16 protein-coding genes and 1 riboswitch are annotated in these 20,433 nt (G+C 68.7%); of the genes, 7 read left to right on the forward strand and 9 right to left on the reverse strand.

Annotation, left to right across the window (positions count from 1 at the left end; all coding sequences use genetic code 11):
* Positions 1-108 precede the first annotated feature (108 nt).
* The 3 genes from ASF53_RS09410 (at position 109) to ASF53_RS09420 (ending at position 5,775) form a co-directional block, all read left to right on the forward strand.
* Positions 109-2,454: a galactose oxidase-like domain-containing protein gene (locus ASF53_RS09410; protein ID WP_286134276.1), complete on the forward strand. Its 2,346-nt coding sequence runs from the start codon at positions 109-111 to the stop codon at positions 2,452-2,454.
* Positions 2,455-2,933: 479 nt separating this feature from the next.
* The gene (gene oxc, locus ASF53_RS09415) at positions 2,934-4,691 is read left to right on the forward strand and encodes an oxalyl-CoA decarboxylase (RefSeq protein WP_056197303.1); all 1,758 of its coding nucleotides are present in this window, start codon (positions 2,934-2,936) and stop codon (positions 4,689-4,691) included.
* A gap of 364 nt (positions 4,692-5,055) precedes the next feature.
* On the forward strand, positions 5,056-5,775 hold the full coding sequence (locus tag ASF53_RS09420) for an alpha/beta hydrolase (RefSeq protein WP_056197304.1): 720 nt from the start codon (positions 5,056-5,058) through the stop codon (positions 5,773-5,775).
* A 191-nt stretch (positions 5,776-5,966) separates the two neighbouring features.
* Here ASF53_RS09420 and frc read toward each other — a convergent pair whose 3' ends face one another.
* Positions 5,967-7,217, reverse strand: coding sequence for a formyl-CoA transferase (frc, locus tag ASF53_RS09425; protein ID WP_056197305.1), 1,251 nt, complete (start codon positions 7,215-7,217; stop codon positions 5,967-5,969).
* A gap of 102 nt (positions 7,218-7,319) precedes the next feature.
* Positions 7,320-7,769 (reverse strand): PAS domain-containing protein, encoded by a 450-nt coding sequence (locus ASF53_RS09430; protein WP_056197308.1) that lies wholly within the window; start codon positions 7,767-7,769, stop codon positions 7,320-7,322.
* A 265-nt stretch (positions 7,770-8,034) separates the two neighbouring features.
* Here ASF53_RS09430 and ASF53_RS09435 point away from each other — a divergent pair, with 265 nt between their 5' ends.
* Together ASF53_RS09435 and ASF53_RS09440 are read left to right on the forward strand one after the other, a co-directional pair.
* Positions 8,035-8,478, forward strand: a complete 444-nt coding sequence (locus ASF53_RS09435; protein WP_056197310.1) for an OsmC family protein — start codon at positions 8,035-8,037, stop codon at positions 8,476-8,478.
* Positions 8,479-8,510: 32 nt separating this feature from the next.
* A complete protein-coding gene (locus tag ASF53_RS09440; RefSeq protein WP_056197311.1) occupies positions 8,511-8,879 on the forward strand; it encodes a YybH family protein in 369 nt (122 codons plus the stop codon).
* 131 nt (positions 8,880-9,010) lie between these two features.
* Here ASF53_RS09440 and ASF53_RS09445 read toward each other — a convergent pair whose 3' ends face one another.
* Positions 9,011-10,201 (reverse strand): DUF2778 domain-containing protein, encoded by a 1,191-nt coding sequence (locus ASF53_RS09445; RefSeq protein ID WP_056197313.1) that lies wholly within the window; start codon positions 10,199-10,201, stop codon positions 9,011-9,013.
* A gap of 383 nt (positions 10,202-10,584) precedes the next feature.
* Positions 10,585-10,794: riboswitch (cobalamin riboswitch) on the forward strand.
* A gap of 104 nt (positions 10,795-10,898) precedes the next feature.
* On the opposite strand from ASF53_RS09445, the gene ASF53_RS09450 reads away from it, so the two are divergent.
* A complete protein-coding gene (locus ASF53_RS09450) occupies positions 10,899-13,139 on the forward strand; it encodes a TonB-dependent siderophore receptor (RefSeq protein ID WP_056197365.1) in 2,241 nt (746 codons plus the stop codon).
* Entirely contained in the window at positions 13,139-14,335 is a 1,197-nt protein-coding gene (locus ASF53_RS09455; protein ID WP_056197315.1) for an acetyltransferase domain-containing protein, read from the forward strand. The genes ASF53_RS09450 and ASF53_RS09455 overlap by 1 nt, the downstream gene beginning before the upstream one ends.
* Before the next feature lie 15 nt (positions 14,336-14,350).
* Here ASF53_RS09455 and urtA read toward each other — a convergent pair whose 3' ends face one another.
* The 6 genes from urtA to ASF53_RS09485 all read right to left on the reverse strand — a co-directional run bounded on the left by urtA (position 14,351) and on the right by ASF53_RS09485 (position 20,431).
* Entirely contained in the window at positions 14,351-15,592 is a 1,242-nt protein-coding gene (gene urtA / locus ASF53_RS09460) for an urea ABC transporter substrate-binding protein (protein ID WP_056197316.1), read from the reverse strand.
* A gap of 189 nt (positions 15,593-15,781) precedes the next feature.
* Positions 15,782-16,666: an urease accessory protein UreD gene (locus ASF53_RS09465; protein ID WP_056197319.1), complete on the reverse strand. Its 885-nt coding sequence runs from the start codon at positions 16,664-16,666 to the stop codon at positions 15,782-15,784.
* Positions 16,666-17,316, reverse strand: a complete 651-nt coding sequence (gene ureG, locus ASF53_RS09470) for an urease accessory protein UreG (protein WP_056197321.1) — start codon at positions 17,314-17,316, stop codon at positions 16,666-16,668. The genes ASF53_RS09465 and ureG overlap by 1 nt, the downstream gene beginning before the upstream one ends.
* Positions 17,313-19,025, reverse strand: coding sequence for an urease subunit alpha (ureC, locus tag ASF53_RS09475; RefSeq protein ID WP_056197322.1), 1,713 nt, complete (start codon positions 19,023-19,025; stop codon positions 17,313-17,315). Before ureC ends, ureG begins: the two co-directional genes overlap by 4 nt.
* 16 nt (positions 19,026-19,041) lie before the next feature.
* Complete coding sequence (locus ASF53_RS09480; RefSeq protein WP_056197324.1) at positions 19,042-19,737, reverse strand: urease subunit beta; 696 nt, start codon at positions 19,735-19,737, stop codon at positions 19,042-19,044.
* Between the two features lie 13 nt (positions 19,738-19,750).
* Positions 19,751-20,431: an urease accessory protein UreF gene (locus ASF53_RS09485; protein ID WP_056197326.1), complete on the reverse strand. Its 681-nt coding sequence runs from the start codon at positions 20,429-20,431 to the stop codon at positions 19,751-19,753.
* Positions 20,432-20,433 lie beyond the last annotated feature (2 nt).

A 20,433-nucleotide genomic window follows, 5' to 3' on the forward strand; every position in this document is an offset into this window, starting at 1 on the left:
AGTCGGCGCAACCAGGCCGGCAGAGTACCGAGTTGCCGTTTCAACCTATGTTTCATTTACTGTGGCCGTGGGAAGGGAATCTCCGATCGTGATCGGGAGATTCGCAGGGTGTCGGACTTCACTTCTCACCGTGTCGGCCGCTTTCTGGCGGCCCTGGCCTTGATGGTGGCGTCCGGTTCGTCGTTCGCGCAGGTCGCGGTCAGCAACGAACCGGATCCGCTGGTGGAAAACCTCCGGGTCGCGCCCAACGCATCCGTGATGGGAATGTGGTCGCCGGTGCGAGGCTGGCCGTTGGTCGGCATCCACGCGACGCTGATGCCCTCCGGCACCGTCATGACCTACGGCACCGCCCTCGGGGAGGACGCGCATGACGGGCGCACCTTCGACCTGTGGGACCCGGCCCGCGGCCTCGACGATCCCGCCGCGCACTACACCCTGCCGAACGCGCAGTTCGTCGACAGCTTCTGCAGCGCCGCCGCCTTCCTCAAGACGGGTGCGATGCTGATCTCCGGCGGCAGTGCCTTCACCAACAATTACTCGTCGCAGGCCAGCACCCTGTTCGACCCGAAGACCGCGACGCCGACCGCCGTCGCCTCGCAACTCGCGTATCCCCGCTGGTACGCCTCGATGCTGACCCTGACGGACGGCCGCATCCTCATCACCGGCGGCGGCGCGCCCTACGTGACGAACGCCTTCAACGGGCCTGCCACGGCGATCGCCCAGGGCGACGTCTCGATGACGCCGGAAGTCTACACGCCCGGCGCGGGCTGGAGCGCGCTGCCCGGCGCGACCAGCCGCGACGCGTTCGGCCCCGACTTCAATCGCTGGTGGTATCCGCGGATGTGGGTCGCACCGAACGGCCGGGTCTTCGGCATCTCCGCCGACAAGATGTGGTCGCTCGATCCGAACGGCCGCGGCGCCATCAGGACGCTCGGCAACTTCAAGACCAGCTTCGATGCGGTCCGCCGGCCGAATACCGGCCCGACATCGACGGCGGCGATGTTCGATGTCGGTCGGATCCTGCAGGTGGGCGGCAACGGGGCCACGAACGGCCACGCGATGCCCTCGAGCGCGGCCGCGACGGTGATCGATATCCGCGGCGCGGCCCCCATCCTGACCGAGGTGGCGCCGATGGCCAACCCGCGGCAATGGGCCAATTCGACGGTCCTCCCCGACGGCACCGTCGCCGTCACCGGCGGCTCCCGCTTTGCCGACGATGCGGGCGCCGATGCCGTCTATCCGGCCGAACTCTGGGATCCCCGCACCGGCCGCTGGAAGACGGGCGCGAGTGCCGCGACCTATCGCGGCTATCACTCGGCGGCGGTGCTCCTGCCCAACGCCACCGTTCTGGTGACCGGCGGGGGCGTTCCCGGTCCGGTCACGAACTTCAACACCGAGATCTACTATCCGCCCTACCTGTTCAGGACGGATAAGGGCCAGCAGGTGCTCGCGCCGCGTCCGCGCGTCGCCAGCGTCAATGCCAAGACCTTCGAATACGGCGCGCGGCTGACGGCCTCGCTCGCGGGTGACGACACCATTTCCAGGGTCGCCCTCGTCGCCCTGGGGACGACGACGCACAGCTTCGACAGCAGCCAGCGCTACATCCCGGCGGCCTTCTCGCAGACCGGCCGGACCGTTTCGGTGGTGATGCCGAACAACGCCAACATCGCTCCTCCGGGCTACTACATGGCCTTCCTGCTCGACGCGGCGGGTGTTCCCGCGAACGGCATCATCGTGTCGATCGGCGGGATGGCCCCGCCCGTCGCGGGGCCGATCGGGAAGGGGCCGATCAAGGCTCAGATCGGCGAGCTCTCGAAGCGCATCTCGCGCGGTCGCGACGGCACGACCGTCGTCGTGAACTCTCAGACCGGGACGCTCTGGCGGCTGACGGGCGGCCAGACTTCCGCGCAGATCCCCGCCCCGAAGCCGATGGCGGACGTGGCCGTCGTGACGACCAACAGCATCTACGGCCTGGCCACCGATGGCAGCATCCTGCGCTACAACGGCAGCGCCTGGAAGCAGGTCGGGTGGGGCGGCCGGACGATCTCCGCCTCGGAGGATGGGACCGTCGTCATCACGAACATCGAGGACAACATCTACGTCAAGAACGCTGACGACGACGTGGAGGCCTGGAGCTACATGCCCGGCGCAGCACGCCGTGTCGTGCCGATGAGCCGGAAGGGCTACTGGGCGATCGGGATGGACAGCAACGTCTACCGGATCGAGGAGAGCGGAAAATGGACCGAGGTCGGCCATAGCGTCGGCGACCTCGCGACCGCTGGAGACGGCCGCATCGCCGTCACCAACAAGTTCACCAACGAGATCTGGACCAAGCTCGGCGACGACGTCACCCCGAACTGGCAGTTCAATCCGACGAAGGCCGTCAGCCTGGCGGTCGCGCGAGGGGGAAGCCTCGTCACGATCAGCCCGGACGGCAAAGTCTATCGGGAATAGCCTCGGCCCTCGCCGAGGATGCCTTCAACCGCTTCGCGGTATCAGGCGGGCCGATGATTTCGGCCCGCCGCGACTCCGGCGGCCGGCCCACGGCGAGGCCGGTGCGCGCTTCAAGACCGTGCTGCGTGTGATCAGAAGCCGCTGACGAGATATCGGCCGTCGGCCTCCGTTCGGCGATCATGGCCGCCGGGAGGTCCACCTCCCCACGCGTCAGGCCGAAAACCCTCGATCGCACGGCGCCTTGCCTCCCCTGTTTCGACCGCTCCCCCGGCGCTTCCCGCGTGCGGGTGCAAAGCCATGCGTTTCGTTTGACCGGCCTATTGGTATTTGGTATGCCAGTTGTGTCGCAACAAGACCGGCCGCCCGAGACCGGTCCGCACGCCGCGTGCGGCGCAGCAGCAGGCGCGAAACGAGCCCGGCCCGACGCCATCGGGCCTCGCGCCGGACAAGAGCATCCGCACCACAAGGGAGAACGCCGCATGACCGTCCAGGCCCAGAACATCGACGCGATCACCGCGGGCGCCGTGCCCCATGAGGAGCCCGCCCTGACGGACGGCTTCCACCTCGTCATCGACGCGCTCAAGCTCAACGGCATCGAGACGATCTACAACGTGCCCGGCATCCCGATCACCGATCTCGGCCGGCTCGCCCAGGCCGAGGGCCTGCGCGTCATCTCCTTCCGCCACGAGCAGAACGCGGGCAACGCCGCCGCGATCGCCGGCTTCCTCACCAAGAAGCCGGGCATCTGCCTCACCGTTTCCGCGCCGGGCTTCCTCAACGGCCTGACCGCGCTTGCCAACGCCACCACCAACTGTTTCCCGATGATCCTGATCTCCGGCTCCTCCGAGCGCGAGATCGTCGATCTCCAGCAGGGCGACTACGAGGAGATGGACCAGCTCGCCATCGCTAAGCCGCTGTGCAAGGCCGCGTTCCGCGTGCTGCACGCCGCCGATATCGGCATCGGCGTGGCACGCGCCATCCGCGCGGCGGTCTCCGGCCGGCCCGGCGGCGTCTACCTCGATCTGCCCGCCAAGCTGTTCTCGCAGGTCATCGACGGCGCGCTCGGCGCGAAGTCGCTGGTGAAGGTGATCGACGCGGCCCCGGCCCAGCTTCCCGCTCCGGCCTCCGTCGCACGGGCGCTGGACCTGCTGAAATCGGCCGAGCGTCCGCTCATCATCCTCGGCAAGGGTGCAGCCTACGCCCAGGCCGACGAGGCCGTGCGCGCGCTCGTCGAGGAGAGCGGCATCCCCTACGTGCCGATGAGCATGGCCAAGGGCCTCCTGCCCGACACCCACCCGCTCTCGGCCGGCGCGGCGCGCTCCACCGCGCTCAAGGATTCCGACGTGGTGGTACTGATCGGCGCGCGCCTGAACTGGCTGCTCTCCCACGGCAAGGGCAAGACCTGGGGCGAGCCCGGCTCGAAGCGCTTCATCCAGATCGACATCGAGCCGCGCGAGATGGACTCGAACGTCGAGATCGCAGCCCCCATGGTCGGCGACATCGGCTCCTGCGTCGAGGCGCTGCTCGCCGGCATCCGTCAGGATTGGAAGGGCGCCCCCGCCGGCTGGCTCGAGACGCTGCGGAGCAAGCGCGAGGCGAACATCGCCAAGATGGCCCCGAAGCTGATGAAGAACACCGCGCCGATGGACTTCCACTCGGCGCTCGGCGCGCTGCGGACCGTGATCAAGGAGCGGCCCGACGCGATCCTCGTCAACGAGGGCGCCAACACCCTCGATCTCGCCCGCGGCATCATCGACATGTACCAGCCGCGTAAGCGCCTGGACGTCGGCACCTGGGGCGTGATGGGCATCGGCATGGGCTTTGCGGTCGCGGCGGCTGTCGAGACCGGCAAGCCGGTGCTGGCGGTGGAGGGCGACTCGGCCTTCGGCTTCTCCGGCATGGAGGTGGAAACCATCTGCCGCTACGAACTGCCGGTCTGCATCGTGATCTTCAACAACAACGGCATCTATCGCGGCACCGACACCGACCCGACCGGCCGCGATCCCGGCACCACCGTCTTCGTCAAGAATTCCCGCTACGACAAGATGATGGAAGCCTTCGGCGGCGTCGGCGTGAACGTCACCACGCCGGACGAGCTGAAGCGGGCCGTGGACGCGGCGATGGATTCGGGCAAGCCGACCCTCATCAATGCGGAGATCGACCCGACCGCCGGCAGCGAGAGCGGCAATATCGGTAGCCTCAACCCGCAGAGCACCCTGAAGAAGAAGGGGGCCTGAGGCCGTCCTAGAGCCGTATCCGACCTGATTGCATCAGGCCGGCGTCTCTAGATCTTTGTTTTGACGCGCTTTCTTTCGCCGAACCGGCGTCCACTTCGTCGGAAATGAGCCGGACCGCGGTGCCGAAAGGCGCCGCGGTCTTTTCGTCGGTTCACGGCCGGGGCTGCTGATCGGTGCCACGGCTCCGGCAATCACCCGCCTTCCTCATGCTGAGGTGCGGAGCGTCGAAGCACGCACGGACGAGGGCCCGAGGCGTCCCGGCCAAGGGCGCCCGGGCGATCGGTTCAGGCGTGCTTCGAGGCCCGCTCTCGCGGGCACCTCGGCATGAGGGGCTTCGGGTCGGGTTCCATCAAAGGAATCTTCCATGTCCTCTTCCGCCTTCGATCCGACGGTTGCCCTCGATCCTCGGCTGGCCGGCCGGCTCGCCTTCCTGCCGCGGTTGCCCGGCAAGCCGCCGCTGCCGCCGGGCCGCCACGCGCTGGGCCTGTTCGAGACCCGCGACGCGATGATCCGCGTGCCCGAGCACGTCGATCCGCGGCTGCCGACGCCGCTGGTCGTGCTGTTCCACGGTGGCGGCGGCAGCGCCGAAAAGATCCTGCCGATGCTGGAGGCCCATGCGGACAAGCGCGGCTTCCTGCTGCTCGCGCCGCAATCGCTGCACCCGACCTGGGATCTCGTGATTGCCGGCAACGGGCCGGACCGGGAGCGGCTCGACCGGGCGCTCGCCGAGGTCGCCGACCGCTTCCTGATCGATCCGGGCCATCTCGCCTTCGCAGGGCACTCGGACGGCGGCAGCTACGCGCTGTCCCTCGGCCTCACCAACGGCGACCGGGTCAGCCACCTGATCGTGTCGTCGGCCGGATTCCTATCCGTGCAGGTGCAGGCGGGTGCGCCGAAGGTCTTCCTCTCGCACGGCACCCGCGACGAACAGATCCCGATCGACCGGAGCGCCCGCAACCACGCCCGGCTGCTTCGGGCGGCGGGCTACGACCTGACTTACGTCGAGTACGACGGCCCGCACGCCTACAATCCGGACGTGGTGAGCCAAGCCGTGGACTTCTTCCTCGGCGACTTCTTCGTTTAGGCGACGCAAGCCGGACAACGAAAAACCGGACCGACGGAGTCGGCCCGGGAAAGTCATCGGAGGAGGAAGAAACCCGGGCGTCATGCCCGGTCATGCGCTCCCGGGGCGATGCCCCGTCCCGGGAGGATCATGGCCGAAACGGATTGGCCATCCTGTGCGGGCAGCGCGGCGACCCGCGCTGCCGCTTCCCCTCAGACCGCGCGCGACTCGTGCATCGCGGCGATCTGCTCGGGCGAGTAGCCGAGGCCCGCGAGGACCTCGTCGGTGTGCTCGCCCAGAAGCGGCGAAGCCTTGATGTCGACCTTCAGGTCCGAGAACTTGATCGGCGAACCGACGGTCAGATACGAGCCGAGCTTGGGGTGCGGCACCTCGACGATGGTGCCGCTGGCGCGCAGCGACGGATCGTCGGCGATCTCCTTCATCGACAGCACCGGCGAGCACGGGATGTCGAACTTGCGCAGGATATCGACGGCCTCGAACTTGGTCTTGTCGGCCAGCCAATCCTCGATGATCGCGAAGATCTCGAAGATCTTGTCCTGGCGGGCGCGGGGCGTGTTGTAGGCCGGATCGTCGATCCATTCCTCACGGCCGAGCGCCTTGCAGATCGGGGCCCAGGCATGGCCCTGGATCGTGAAGTAGATGTAGGCGTTCGGGTCCGTCTGCCAGCCCTTGCACTTGAGCACCCAGCCCGGCTGGCCGCCGCCGCCCGCATTGCCGCCGCGCGGCACCACGTCCGAGAACTCGCCGTGCGGGTATTGCGGGTATTCTTCGAGGTAGCCGATGGCGTCGAGGCGCTGCTGGTCGCGCAGCTTCACCCGGCAGAGGTTGATCACCGAATCCTGCATCGACACGGCGACCTTCTGGCCCTTGCCGGTCTTGGTCTTCTGGTGCAGTGCCGTGAGGATGCCGATGGCGAGATGCATGCCGGTGTTCGAGTCGCCGAGCGCGGCGGCCGACACGGTGGGCGGGCCGTCCCAGAAGCCGGTGGTCGAGGCGGCGCCGCCGGCGCACTGGGCCACGTTCTCGTAGACCTTCAGATCCTCGTAATGGTGTCCGTCGGAGAAGCCCTTCACCGAGGCGAGGATCATGCCCGGGTTGAGCTCCTGGATGCGGGCCCAGGTGAAGCCCATGCGATCGAGCGCGCCGGGGCCGAAATTCTCGACCATCACGTCGGATTCGCGGATCAGCTTTTCCAGGACTTCCTTGCCCTGCGGGTTCTTGGTGTCCAGCGTCAGCGAACGCTTGTTGGAGTTAAGCATCGTGAAGTAGAGCGCATCCGCGTCCTCGACGTGGCGAAGCTGGGTGCGCGTCACGTCGCCCGAGCCCGGACGCTCGACCTTGATCACGTCCGCTCCGAACCAGGCGAGGAGCTGGGTGCAGGCGGGGCCGGCCTGGACGTGGGTGAAATCGATGATTTTGATCCCGTCGAGCGGCTGGGTCATCTCGGTCTTCTCCCTATTTCGACTTCGTTGTGGGTCGTCGTTGTTGGAAAATCGAAAAATATTACGGTCGGTAATATTGCCGAATGGCTTGGGTGCCTCGCCTCAGGCGCAGACGAGGGTGCCCAAAGCCTCTTCCAGCTCCGCCACGCGGCGGCGCAGGGAGCGCTCTTCCTGAAAGCGCTCGGTCTCGTCGCGGATGACCGCGGCGATGCCGGTAACCTCGCCCGCCGCGCCGTGCAGCAGCGCGACGGTGAAGGCGATGGACAGGGCCCGGCCATCCTTGTGCAGGGCCGGAACCTTGAGCAGCGACGTGCCGTAGCGGGTCTCACCCGTGCGCATCGTCTTGGCGTAGCCGTCCCAGTGCCGTCGGCGGTGACGCTCCGGGGTGATGAGGTCGAGGCTCTGCCCGAGCGCCTCGGCTTCCGAGAAGCCGAAGATCCGCTCCGCGGCCGGATTCCAGATGACGATCCGTCCGTCCGCATCGGAGATCACCACCGCGTCGCCGATCGCCGCGACGAGCCCGGACGTGTCGAAGGTCTGCGATTGGGCCATTCGTTGCCCCCTTCCGCTGCCGGCTAGCCCTGAGGCCGCGCTGTGAGCGGTGAGATGCGGTGTCGGTCGAGGATGCCGCGTTCGGTCATGGCAGGCGTTGCCTCCTTGGCGTCCCGGGTCTCGGGCCTTCCGGATCGAGATCGCTCTTTCCGGTGGCTCGTCATTGGCATCTGGTATACCAGATACGAATGGCAGGTCAAGGCGTACCGCGGGGCTCGAACGAGATCGCGCAGCGGTGGGTTGATAGGGAGGCGAGGAGGCCGCGATGTCGGACAAGCACAGCATTCGGATCCGGCAGATCGAGGCCTATGCCTTCCGGATCGATTTCGGCGAGAGCTTCGTTCCGCTGCTGACGGACGAGCCCGAGCCGATCGGTGGCGGCACCGGTCCGTCGCCGGAGCAGGTGCTGATCGCGGCCGTGAGCAACTGTCTGTGTGCGAGCCTCGCCTTCGCGCTCGGCAAGTACCGGCAGGAGGGCGGGGGCGTGAGCGCCGAGGCGATCGGGCGCGTGGCCCGCAACGCGGAAGGCCGCCTGCGCCTCGTCGGGATCGAGGTCGATATCGCGCTCGGCGCGCCCGCCGCGTCGATGGACCGGCTCGACCGGGTGCTCGCTCAGTTCGAGCAGTTCTGTACCGTGTCCGAGAGCGTCAAGGCCGGCGTTCCGGTGGCGGTCGCGGTGCGGGACGGCGGGGGCAACCGCCTGAAATAGTCAGGCCCGAAACAAACAGGGAGGAACGAGCGATGAGCGAGACGCAGCGGGACGTGGCACACGAGCCGGAGGATCTGGCCCGGCTCTTCAACGAACGGGCCAATGCCGGCGATGCGGAGGGGCTGGTCGCCCTGTACGAGCCGCAGGCCGTGGTGGCCGCGGGCGATATCGTGGCGACCGGCCACGACGAGATCCGCCGCTTCTACACGGATCTGCTCGCGCGCAAGTCGGACTTCCCCGAACCCGAGACCCTGCCGGCGATCCGCAACGGCGACCTCGCGCTCACCTTCGCGCGGCTGCCGAACGGCGGACTCTCGGTCGAGTCGGCCCGCCGGCAATCGGACGGGACGTGGCGCTGGGCCATCGACCAGCTAAAGCTCAAGCCCATCGCCAAGGGCTGACGGGCTCACCGAGCCCGAAGTCAGAGGTTTCGAAAGGACGAGTCCTTTCGCGGGTCCAGGGCAGAGCCCTGGAAAGAGATCGGGGCGCCGCCCCGATACCCCGCCAAAGGAATGATCCCTTTGGAAACCCGTTAATCGGCGGAGGCCGAGCGGCGCGGGGTGGCGTTGCGCCGGCTGGCGAAGATGCCGGGGGCGGTGCCGGGCACCACGACCAAGCGCCGGACCTGACCGCTCAGATAGGCCTGGAGGAAGCGGGTGTAGTTCCGGAACACGACGCAGCCGTTCGAGGCGCCGCTCGGGCCCAGCATGTAGGTGTGGGCGAGGATGCCGTCGCGCCCGTGGATGGCGGCCGAGCCGCCGACCGGGTTGAGGCGGATTGCCCGCACCCCGTGGAACAGGGCCTCGCGCTCCCGCAGGTCGTAAACGCCGGGCGGGGTGGCGCCGCGCATCCGGATATGGACGTGGTCGGGGTTGTCCTGGGCGACGCCGAGGCCGGAATGCGCCTCCAGCACCTCGCCGCCCGGCAGCGTCACGGTGGCGGCGCTGATGTCGTAGACGGCGACCCCCGGCTCGGAGACCGGGCCCGGCACGGCGCGCCGCCGCGCGGCCGAATCGACCGCCCCGCTGTCGAGCCCGGCATAGGCCATCGCCTTGTCCGAGGACGGCGCGGGTGCCGAACCCGGCAGGTCGAACATCTTCTCGAGGAAGTTGCGGTTGTCGGTGACGGCGGCGCTGAACACGCTGCGGGTCGGCTCGGCGGAGGCACGCGCCGTGGAGGCCGTGGCGATCCGAGGCGTCGCCGCCCGGGCGGTCTGCGTGCGCGGCTCGTAGCGGAATTCGTCGGGCCGCCGCACCGGCAGCGGCACCGTGAGGGCGAGGCGGGCCGTCGGTGCAGCCGGGCGCGGCGTGATCGCGGGGGCGACCTCGGCGGTCTGATCCGTGGGGAGGGCGGCCAGGGTCGCGACTGGCTCTGATTTCGACGGCTGCGGCTTGGAAGCCTCCGCCACGGGCGGCGCCTGGAAGGCGGACACCTGCACGGCCCGCGGGACGAAGCCACGGGACGCAGTGTCGAGCACGGGGGTGGGGTCGAGCAGCCAGGCCAGTGCAGCGGGTGCGGCCTGCACGGTCTGCGCCCCTTCGGCTTCGCCCGAGACCTGCGCGGTTTCCACCGGGGCAGGCGCGGCAGGATCCTGCGGTTGCAGCATCCCGGCGACCGCGAGACCCCCGAGGGCGGTCAGCGCGAGCGCCGCGACAGGCGGGCGGCGCCGACGGCGGCTGACGGGCCGGGCGGAGCGACTCTGGACGAGCTCGGCGATGTCCATTGCAGGCGGTACTCGACAACGCGGATCCCACACGGCCTCCCGTCGTCATCCCCGGCATATCTGTGCCAGAATGACAAACGAGATGGCTTCGCCGATTAGGGAAGGATCAACCTTAAGCCTTCGTCATTGAACGGGATCTTGGTTAATCTTGCCTAAAGCTCGGTCCCATCCTTCGAAAATCGTTCGATGCGGATTCTCGACGGTCCCGCCGCGCCACGAGGCGGCGCGGGCCGGCCTCTTCCTTACCGCCCTGGCGCTCGGCCATTGCGGAAAGCGCATCCGCCCCAGGGCTTGCCGCCCGGCCATTGTGCCCCGCGGGCCACAGGTTGTGTGATGTTGTTACATTTCATGGGTCGGTCGGTTGACCCTGCGCCGCATCGCAGCGAAGTTGCGACGGCCAAGGTTCCCCCGGATGCAGGTCCGTGGGCTAAGAGGGAATTCGGTAAGCCCGTCCGGGTGACGCCGAAGCTGCCCCCGCAACTGTGAGCGGCGAGCCTCCGTCGTCGAAGGTCACTGGTGCCCTGCACCGGGAAGGCCGAGACGGGGGCGCTGACCCGTGAGCCAGGAGACCTGCCTTGGCGTGACGATGTCCCCCGAGCGGGGTGCTCCGGCGGCGTGCCTGATCGGCGAGAGCGTTTTCCTGCGCTCCCGGCGGGGCACCCGCTCGGGCCCGCACCCGAACAGCCAGAGCGACCTTGTGACAGTTCGGACGAGCCTGAACGCCATCGACGCCCTGCGGCCGGCTCAGGCCGACAAGCGGCGCGAGGATCCTGCCCGGCGCCCGCATTGGATGCTCGCCGCGCTGCTCTGCGCCGGCCTGCACGGCCCGGAGGCGCGGGCTCAGGAAGCGGTCACCCTGGAGGAACTGGCGGTCGAGGGCGAAAGCCGCAGCCAGGGCGTCGGCAACGGTGCGCCGGAGGGCCGGACGGCGGCGGCCGGCACGATCGGCTTGATCGGGCCGACGCCGGGCTACCGCGCCGACCGCGCGGTGAGCAGCACGAAGACCGACACGCCCCAGCGCGACGTGCCCCAGATCGTCACGGTCGCCCCGCGCGAGGTCATCACGGATCTCGCCGCCACCCGCGTCGATCGCGTCTTCAACTACACGCCGGGCGTGGCGCAGCAGAACAATTTCGGCGGCCTCTCGGTGTTCAGCTACGCCATCCGCGGCGTCACCACCTCCGAGATCTACAAGAACGGCTTTCCGCTCAACCGCGGCACGCCGCCCCCGCCCGACGCCCAGAATGTCGAGCGCGTCGAGGTGCTCAAGGGCCCCGGCGGCGGCCTGTTCGGGCGCAGCGATCCGGGCGGACTCGTCAACATCATCACCAAGCAGCCGACCGTCGAGCGCTTCGTCGAGATGGGCGGGTTGTGGGACTCGTTCGGGCAGTTCCGCGGCACGGTCGATACCGGCGGCGCGCTGAACGACGAGGGTACGCTCGCCTACCGCTTCAACCTCGCCGCCGGCCGCCAGGGCAGCTTCCGCGATTTCGTGGACAGCGACCGGCTGCTCGTGGCGCCCGTCCTGAGTTGGCAGATCACGCCGGATACGCGCATCACCGTCGAGACGGAGTTCCTGCGCAACCGCATCATCTTCGATCGCGGCGTCATCGCCCTGAACGGGCGGCTCGGCCTGCTGCCGATCTCGCGCTTCCTCGGCGAGCCGGGCCAGAGCACCTATCAGACCAACAACACGATGCAGGTGCGGGTCGATCACCGCTTCAACGCCGATTGGCAGATGCGGCTCGCCACCCACTTCAACACCGGCACACTGGAGGGCGAATCCGCCGAGATCCGCGCCATCGCCGCCGACAACCGCACCGTCTCGCGCGACCGCAATGTGCGCGATTACCGCTGGGACACGGCGATCGGCCAAGCGGAGGTTGTCGGGCGCTTCGACACCGCCGGCATCGGCCACACTTTGCTGCTGGGCTTCGAGCGCGAGAGCACCGACAGCCGCGTGCTCTATCTGCGCTCGAACTTCCGCACGAGCCCCTACGCGATCGACATCTATGATCCGCGCTACGGCCAGCCGCTGCCGCCGATCAGCATCCCGCGCAACAATCTCGAGCGGATCACCAACACCGCCCTCTACGCGCAGGACCAGATCGTCCTCACGCCCGAATGGAAGGCGCTGCTCGGCGTGCGCTTCGACTTCTTCGAACAGTCGTTCCGCGAGCGTATCCCGCGCTCCCAGGTCGATCAGACCTATTTCGCGGCAACCCCGCGGGCCGGCCTCGTCTACCAGCCGCTGCCCGAACTCGCGCTCTACGCCAATGTCGGCACGAGTTTCCGCCCTAATATCGGTCCCGATGCCGCCGCCGTCGCCGCCTCCGGGCCGTTCGCGCCGGAGACCGGCATCGGCTACGAGATCGGGGCCAAGCTCGACCTCTATGGCGGGGCGCTGGCGCTCACCGGCACCGCCTTCCGGATCGACCGGGAGAACGTGCTGACGCCGGACGCCAACGCCAGCGGCTTCTCGGTAGCGGTCGGCGGGGTGCGCAGCCAGGGCTTCGAGCTGACCGCCGCCGGCCAGATCACGCCGGAGATCAAGCTGCTGGCGGGCTATGTCTACGCGGAGGCCGTGGTCACGGAAGATCCGACCCTGCCGGCCGGCACGCCGCTCATCAACGTGCCGCGCCATTCCGGCAGCCTGCTCGCCGTCCACGAGGTGCAGGCCGGCCCGTGGAAGGGGCTCGGGCTCGGCGGTGGCGTGCGCGGCGTCGGCGAGCGGGCGGCCGATGCGGTCAACAGCTTCTCCCTGCCGGCCTATATCGCCGTCGATGCGCTGGCCTATTACCGCTACGAGAACTTCCGCTTCGGGCTGAACATCGAGAACGTGTTCGACACCGAGTATTACGAGAGTTCCCTCAACCGCTTCCGGGTCTATCCCGGCGCACCCCGGCGCTTCACCGGAACGATGACGGTGCGGTTCTGATGAGGGTCCGCCCAGGGGCGGCCACGGACGCGTCCGCACCGGCGCCCATCGCCGCGGGGGCCGCGCCGCGCGCTCGCATCGGCGCCATCGATGCCCTGCGCGGGCTCGTGATGCTGCTGATGCTGGTCGATCACGCGCGGGAATTCTTCTACCTGCACGCCCAGGTGAGCGACCCGGTGAACCTCGCGGCGACCCCGCCCGGCCTGTTCCTGACGCGGGCCGCTTCGCATTTTTGCGCCCCGGTCTTCCTGCTCCTGACCGGGCTCTCGGCGAGCCTCTACGGGCAGAAGCACGGCAGCCGGACCGCGACTTCCGCCTTCCTGTTGAAGCGCGGGCTGTTCCTGGTCGCCCTCGAAGTGACCCTGGTGAACCTCGCCTGGACCCGTGCCCTGCTGCCACCGGTCCTCTACCTGCAGGTGATCTGGGCGATCGGGCTCAGCATGATGGCGCTTGCCGCCCTGCTCTGGCTTCCGCGGCCGGCACTGATCGGTGTAGGCCTGGCGATCATGCTCGGGCACAACGCGCTCGACGGCCTCGTGCTCGCGCCCGATCAGCCGGGCTACGCCCTGTGGGCCGTGCTGCATCAGCGTGGGCTGATCCCGCTGCCCTGGGGCGTGGCACGCACCTCCTATCCGGTGCTGCCTTGGATCGGTGTGATTGCGGCGGGCTACGCGCTGGGGCCGCTCTACGGCGCGGGCGTCGATCCGGCCACGCGCCGCCGAAGCCTCGTCGCCCTCGGGCTCGCGAGCCTCGTCGCCTTCCTGATCCTGCGCGGCCTCAACGGCTACGGTGATCCGCATCCGTGGCAGGCGGGCAAGGATTGGGGCGCAGAGGCCCTGTCCTTCGTCAACCTCACCAAGTACCCGCCCTCGGCCGACTTCCTGCTCGCGACCCTCGGTCCCGGTCTGCTGCTGCTCGTCGAGTTTGAGCGCCTGCCGGAGCACCGTTTGCGCTGGCTCGCGACCTTCGGCGGAGCGCCGCTGTTCTTCTACCTGCTGCACCTATGGGTGTTGCGCGGGATCCATGACGGCCTCGCCGCCCTCGGGCTTGCCGGGCCCTCGGGCCGGGTCGAGATCGGCGCGCCCTGGCAGATCTGGCTGATCGCGGCGGCGCTCGCCCTTGTCCTCTACCCGGCCTGCCGCTGGATGGTGCGGCTGAAGCGGCGCAGCCGGTGGCGGGGTCTGAGCTACCTCTGACCCCGCCCGAGCCGCCTACTGATACCCTTTCGGGAAGGGATCGGGCTGGATCAGCTCCGGGCTCTCATAGACCACGTCGAACTGCCCGTCCGGCCGGGCGCGGGCGACGCGGGTCTTGGCCCAGAGGTGATGGTTCTCGTGGATCTTCACGGAGCCTTCCGGCGCGTCCTTCAGCTCGAGGCCGGGCGAGGCGGCAATCACCTTGTCGACCTCGAAGGTGCCGGCCTTCTCGACCGCCGCTTTCCAGAGGAAGGGGCTGAGATAAGCCGCCTGAGTGATGTCGCCGATGACGGTCTTGTCGCCCCAGCGCTTCTTGAAGGCGGCGACGAAGGCCTCGTTGGCGGGAGTCTTGAGCGACTGGAAGTACTTCATGCAGGAATAGGCGTCGGCGATGTTCTCGCCGCCGATGCCATCGACATCGTCCTCGGTGACGGAGACAGTGACCAGCGTCTGCTTCTTGAGGTCGATGCCCGCTGCCTTGAGCTGCTTGTAGAAGGCGACGTTCGAGCCGCCGACGACCGTGGCGAAGATGACGTCCGGCTTCTTGAGCTTGATCTTGTTGATGACCGAGTTGAACTGGGTGTGGCCGAGCGGGAAGTATTCCTCGCCGACGATGGTGCCCTTGGTCACGTTGGCGATATGCTTGGTGGCGATCTTGTTGGTGGTGCGCGGCCAGATGTAGTCCGAGCCGACCATGAAGAAGGTCTTGGCGCCCTTCTCCTTCGTCACCCAGTCGAGGGCGACGAGCGTCTGCTGGGTCGCCTCCTGACCAGTATAGATCACGTTCTTGGACTGCTCCAGACCCTCGTAATAGGTCGGATAGTACAGGAGGCCGTTATACTGCTCGAAGACCGGCAACACGGCCTTGCGCGAGGCCGAGGTCACGCAGCCGAACACGGCCGCACAATGGTCGTTGACGACGAGCTTCCGCGCCTTCTCGGCAAAGGTCGGCCAGTCGGAGGCGCCGTCCTCCTGGATCACCTTGACTTGGCGGCCGAGGATGCCGCCGCCCGCGTTGATCTGTTCGATGGCAAGCCTCTCGCCCTGGGTCGCCCCGGTCTCGGACATCGCCATGGTGCCGCTGATCGAGTGCAGGATGCCGACGGTCACCTCCTTGTCGGTGACGGCCAGCGCGCCCGCGCCCGCCTGCGCAAGGGCACGTCCGGGCAGGGCACTCAGCAGCGGCGAGGCGGCAAGGCCGAGGAGAAGCCGGCGGCGGAGATGGAAATGGGCGTCGTTTCGGTCACGCGAGCGCATGTCTCTTCGAAATCCTTCGAACGTCAGCCAGCCAATCGGTCCGAATGACGGCCATGTGGCCGCCAGACGTGGCCGATGCCCCCGTGCGTATTTCTTCTCAGGAAACCGATGTGTATCAAGAGGAATTACTGGGCGGCGTGCCCATATTTCTCGCGATGTGCCGTCCGGTTGGTCGTTTCGGAGCGATCTCTACTTCCGGCGCCGGCCGGGTGCGCACCCGCTCAAGGCCTCGAATACGATCCGGAACACCGCATCCATGCCCGCCGACAGCGCGCCGCCGTCCGGGGCGAGCAGGCGCAGGCCCAGTCCCGCGCCGTTGGGCAGCGGGCTCACACCGGTCAGGCAGCCCGCCGCGTCCGCTGCCTGCCTCAGGTGAAGGCCGGCTAGGCGCGCGTCGTCGGGCGCGCCGAGCACGACCATCGTGCCATAGGCGCGGTGCGGCCCCATCGGCGAGTCCGGCGCGGTGAACGCCAGCCCGTCGATGCGGCTGCGCTCCCGCACCAGGGGGCGCCCTTCGGGGGTACGGATCGTCAGGCCGAGGTCGAGCCGATCGAACGGACGGCCTTCGCCCGCGGGGTCGTGACAGGCGACGCTTTCGGTGACGATGGCACGGGCGCCGGGCTCGGCGGTGATCTCGGTGGAGACGGCGAGATGCCCCCCCGGAAACAGGATGAGCGGATCGGGATAGAGCGCAAGGAAGGCATCCGCGGCGATGGTGAGCCGCGTCTCCTGGCGCGAGGGTTCGGGGCCGCCGCGATGCACGACCGTACCGGCCTGGGTCGTGACATGGGCCCGTGCGCCGGGCCGGGCCTCGATCGCGAGGGTGAGGTGGTCGGCTGCGTAGAGCCCGCCCGAGGCCGATTGGAGGTAGAGCGTCGCGAGATCGGGGCTCTCCGGATGCATCCGGAAGGCGCGGGTGATGTGGAACGGGTAGGGCACGACCTGCCGCGACAGCACGGTGGTGCCCCCGCCGCGGGCGAAGACGAGGGAGGCCTGCACCCGGCGTCCGACCGGAGCGGAGGGGGCCTCGGCCGGGGCGGGTTTCTCGGGAAGGTCGTCCAGCGACAGGGCCATCAGGGCGCGAACAGCACGGCGCGGCAGATCGCGTCGGCCACCGCCGCGACGCCCTCGCCGGAACGGGCATTGGTGGCGGCCACCGGTTTCGTGCCTCGCACACGCGCGGCCTCCGCCAGCATGCCGGGCAGATCGACGCCGACATGAGGCGCGAGATCGGTCTTGTTGATGACGAGGAGATCGCAGCGCAGTACGCCGGGGCCGCGTTTGCGCGGGATGTCGTCGCCGCCCGCCACGTCGATCACGAAGATCCACCAATCGACCAGATCGAGGGAGAAGGTCGAGGCGAGGTTGTCGCCGCCGGATTCGAAGATCAGGAGCTGGAGCCCCGGAAACTTCGCCTCCAGATCGTCGCCCGCGGCGATGTTGAGGGTCGGGTCCTCGCGGATGACGGTATGCGGGCAGGCCCCGGCCTCCACCGCCTCGACTCGCGCCGGGTCGATCAGCCCGGAGCGGCGCAGACGCTCGGCATCCTCCTTGGTGACGAGGTCGTTGGTGACGACGGCGAGATCGACGCCGCGGGCCTGAAGCGCCGGGATCAGCCGCTCGATCAGCGCGGTCTTGCCGGAGCCGACGGGGCCGCCGATGCCGATGCGGGCGGCGGTGACGGGTTCGGGCAGGGCAGGGGAGGGGAGAGCGGACACGGTCATCGCAGCATGTAGCGTTGGGCGAGCGGCAGGACGGTCGCGGGCTCGCAGGTGGCGAGTTCCCCGTCGACGAAGACCTCGAAGGTCTGCGGATCGACCCGGATCTCCGGGCAGGCGTCGTTCCAGAGCATGTCGGCCTTGGTCAGTGTGCGGGTGCCGCGGGCCGGCAGCAGGTTCTTTCGCAGGCCCAGGCTTTCGCGAAGCCCGCCCTCAATGGCGAGCGGGTGGACGAAGCAGGCGGACAGGCCTTGCTTGGCGAGCCCGAACGCGCCCCATTGCGGGCGCATCAGCATCGGCTCGCAGGTCATCAGCGAGGCCGCGGAATCGCCCATGGCGCCCCAGGCGATGAAGCCGCCCTTGATGACGAGTTCCGGCTTGATGCCGAAGAAGGCCGGGCGCCAGATCACGATGTCGGCCATCTTGCCGGGCTCCAGCGAGCCGATATGCTCCTGGATGCCGAAGGTGCGCGCGGCGTTGATCGTGTATTTGGCGATGTAGCGCTTGATCCGGGCGTTGTCGCCGAAGCCCGGCCGCTCCTCTGGTAGGCGCCCGCGCTGGTCCTTCATCTTGGAGGCGAGCTGCCATGTCCGGCAGATCACCTCGTGGATGCGGCCCATGCCCTGGCTGTCGGAGCCGAGCATCGAGATCGCGCCGATATCGTGCAGCACGTCTTCCGCGGCGATGGTCTGCGCGCGGATGCGGCTCTCGGCAAACGCCACGTCCTCGGGCAAAGCCGGGTTGAGGTGATGGCACACCATCGTCATGTCGAGGTGCTCGTCGAACGTGTTGACCGTGTAGGGATTGGTCGGGTTCGTCGAGGAGGGCAGGCAGTGGGGGAGCCCCGCCACGCGGATGATGTCCGGCGCGTGACCGCCACCCGCACCTTCCGTGTGGTACATATGGATCGTGCGACCGCCGATCGCCGCGAGCGTATCCTCCACGAAGCCCGACTCGTTGAGCGTGTCGGTGTGGAGCTGAACCTGGAAGTCGTATTCGTCGGCAAAGCCGAGGCAGGCATCGATCGCCGCCGGCATCGCCCCCCAATCCTCGTGGATCTTCAGGCCGAGCACGCCGGTCTCGAGTTGCTCCTTGAGGGCCGCGGGCTTGTGGGTGTTGCCGCGGCCCAGAAACCCGAAATTGACGGGCCAGGCTTCCGCCGCCTGGAGCATCTTGCCGGTGTTGAACGGCCCGCCGGAATCGATGCCGACCGTGATCGGCCCGAGCGAGCCGCCGAGCAGGGTGGTGATGCCCGACGCGATGGCGTGGTCGGGGAGGCCCGCGGAATCGAAATGCACGTGCACGTCGATGGCGCCGGGCGTCGCGATCAGCCCCTCGCAGTCGCGCACCGTGGTGCCGGCCGACACGATCAGGCGCGGATCGACGCCGTCCATGATCGCCGGGTTGCCGGCTTTGCCGAGGCCGACGATGCGCCCGTCCTTGATGCCGAGATCGCCCTTCACGATGCCCAGCACCGCATCGATCACGAGCACGTTGCAGAGCAGGAAATCGAGCGCCCCTTGCGCCGCCGTGACGCCCGGCGCCATGCCGATGCCGTCGCGCAGCGTCTTGCCGCCGCCATGCAGGCATTCGTCGCCGTAGACCGCGTGGTCGTGCTCGACCACCGCGACGAGGGAGGTGTCGGCGAGCCGCACGCCGTCGCCGGTGGTGGGGCCGTAGAGGGCGGCGTAATCGCGCCTTGGGATCGTGACCATGTGTCCTCAGTCTCCCTCAGGCGCCCTTGAAGCCGCGGGCCTTGGCGCGCGCCAGCGCGTCGGCGCGGGCGGCGTCGGTGTCGAGCTTGCCTTGCGTCAGGTTGTTGAGGCCGGTGAGTTCTTTCGCGCCGCCGAATCCCACCAGGGTCACGCTCTTGCGCTGGCCGGGCTCGAACCGCACCGCCGTGCCCGCCGGGATGTCGAGGCGGAAGCCGAGCGCCTTGGCGCGGTCGAAATCGAGCGCCCGGTTGACCTCGAAGAAGTGGTAGTGCGAGCCGATCTGTACCGGCCGGTCGCCGGTATTGACGACATCGAGGCTCACCCGCGGGCGACCGGCGCCGAGTTCGATCTCGCCGTCGGCCGGCAGGATCGCGCCGGGCTCCAGCGTATCGGGCTCCGCCCCTTCGGCAGCACGGATCGGCTCGTGCACGGTGACGAGCTTGGTGCCGTCGGGGAAGACGCACTCGACCTGCAGGATCGGCATCATGGAGGCGACGCCCGGCATCACGTCGCCGGTGGTCAGGATGGTCGAGCCCCAGCCGATGAGATCGGCGACACTGCGCCCGTCGCGGGCGCCCTCCAGGATCTCGTCGGTGATGATCGCCACCGCTTCCGGATAGTTGAGCTTGAGCCCCCGCGCCCGCCGCTTGCGGGCGAGTTCGGCGGCGGTGAAGATCGTGAGCCGTTCGAGCTCGGTCGGCGTCAGCAGCATCGGCTCGGCTCCTTCAATTCGCGAACAGGCGGAGTTCGGCCTGGGCTTGGCGCATGGCGGCGATCTCGATCAGGGGGGTGAAGCCGGTGAGTTCGATGGCGCCCTCCGGATCGGGCACGGGCTGCTCCAGCAGTTCGGCGATCAGCGGCAGCGCGCCGCCTAAAACCCGCTGCGCCTCGATCGCCCCGATGGCGCCGAGCCGCACCGCGGCCGAGGTCAGCCCGCTGGCGAAGAGGTAGCCGGAGACGGACGCAGCCGTGCGTGCGTCGAGGCCGAGGGCCGGCCATAGGGCGCCCTGTACGGTGGGAAGATGTCCGAGCAGCCGGCCCGCCCTGACGGCCGCGCGCAGCTCGGCGGCGCCCTGCGTGCCGAGGCGGGCATGCGAGGCCAGCAGCGAGGCGCCGTTGCGGCGGCTGCCGACCCGCATCGGCTCGGCCAGTGAGGCCGCCTCGACCGCCGCGTCGATCGCCGCGAGACGGTCGATTGCGCTGCCGGCGCGGTGTGCCAGGATCAGCGCGACCCGGTCGGTCTCGGCCCAGCGGAAGCGCAAGGCCGCCGCGACGGTGCGGGCGAGCGCCGCCTCGTCGAAGGCCGGGTTCTCGGCGACCAAGCCTTCGAGGCCGTTGGAGAAAGCGAAGCTGCCGCTCGGGAACGCCGTGTCGGCTTGCTGGAGTGCGGTGAGGGCGGCGAGCAAGG

The sequence above is a fragment of the Methylobacterium sp. Leaf123 genome, assembly GCF_001423405.1.
Lineage (GTDB): Bacteria > Pseudomonadota > Alphaproteobacteria > Rhizobiales > Beijerinckiaceae > Methylobacterium.

Bases quoted from the DNA above. Each gene is read 5' to 3' on its own strand.
- oxc (WP_056197303.1), top strand. From the start codon at position 2,934: ATGACCGTCCAGGCCCAGAACATCGACGCGATCACCGCGGGCGCCGTG.
- ASF53_RS09420 (WP_056197304.1), top strand. From the start codon at position 5,056: ATGTCCTCTTCCGCCTTCGATCCGACGGTTGCCCTCGATCCTCGGCTG.
- frc (WP_056197305.1), bottom strand. From the start codon at position 7,217: ATGACCCAGCCGCTCGACGGGATCAAAATCATCGATTTCACCCACGTC.
- ASF53_RS09430 (WP_056197308.1), bottom strand. From the start codon at position 7,769: ATGGCCCAATCGCAGACCTTCGACACGTCCGGGCTCGTCGCGGCGATC.
- ASF53_RS09435 (WP_056197310.1), top strand. From the start codon at position 8,035: ATGTCGGACAAGCACAGCATTCGGATCCGGCAGATCGAGGCCTATGCC.
- ASF53_RS09440 (WP_056197311.1), top strand. From the start codon at position 8,511: ATGAGCGAGACGCAGCGGGACGTGGCACACGAGCCGGAGGATCTGGCC.
- ASF53_RS09445 (WP_056197313.1), bottom strand. From the start codon at position 10,201: ATGGACATCGCCGAGCTCGTCCAGAGTCGCTCCGCCCGGCCCGTCAGC.
- ASF53_RS09455 (WP_056197315.1), top strand. From the start codon at position 13,139: ATGAGGGTCCGCCCAGGGGCGGCCACGGACGCGTCCGCACCGGCGCCC.
- urtA (WP_056197316.1), bottom strand. From the start codon at position 15,592: ATGCGCTCGCGTGACCGAAACGACGCCCATTTCCATCTCCGCCGCCGG.
- ASF53_RS09465 (WP_056197319.1), bottom strand. From the start codon at position 16,666: ATGGCCCTGTCGCTGGACGACCTTCCCGAGAAACCCGCCCCGGCCGAG.
- ureG (WP_056197321.1), bottom strand. From the start codon at position 17,316: ATGACCGTGTCCGCTCTCCCCTCCCCTGCCCTGCCCGAACCCGTCACC.
- ureC (WP_056197322.1), bottom strand. From the start codon at position 19,025: ATGGTCACGATCCCAAGGCGCGATTACGCCGCCCTCTACGGCCCCACC.
- ASF53_RS09480 (WP_056197324.1), bottom strand. From the start codon at position 19,737: ATGCTGCTGACGCCGACCGAGCTCGAACGGCTCACGATCTTCACCGCC.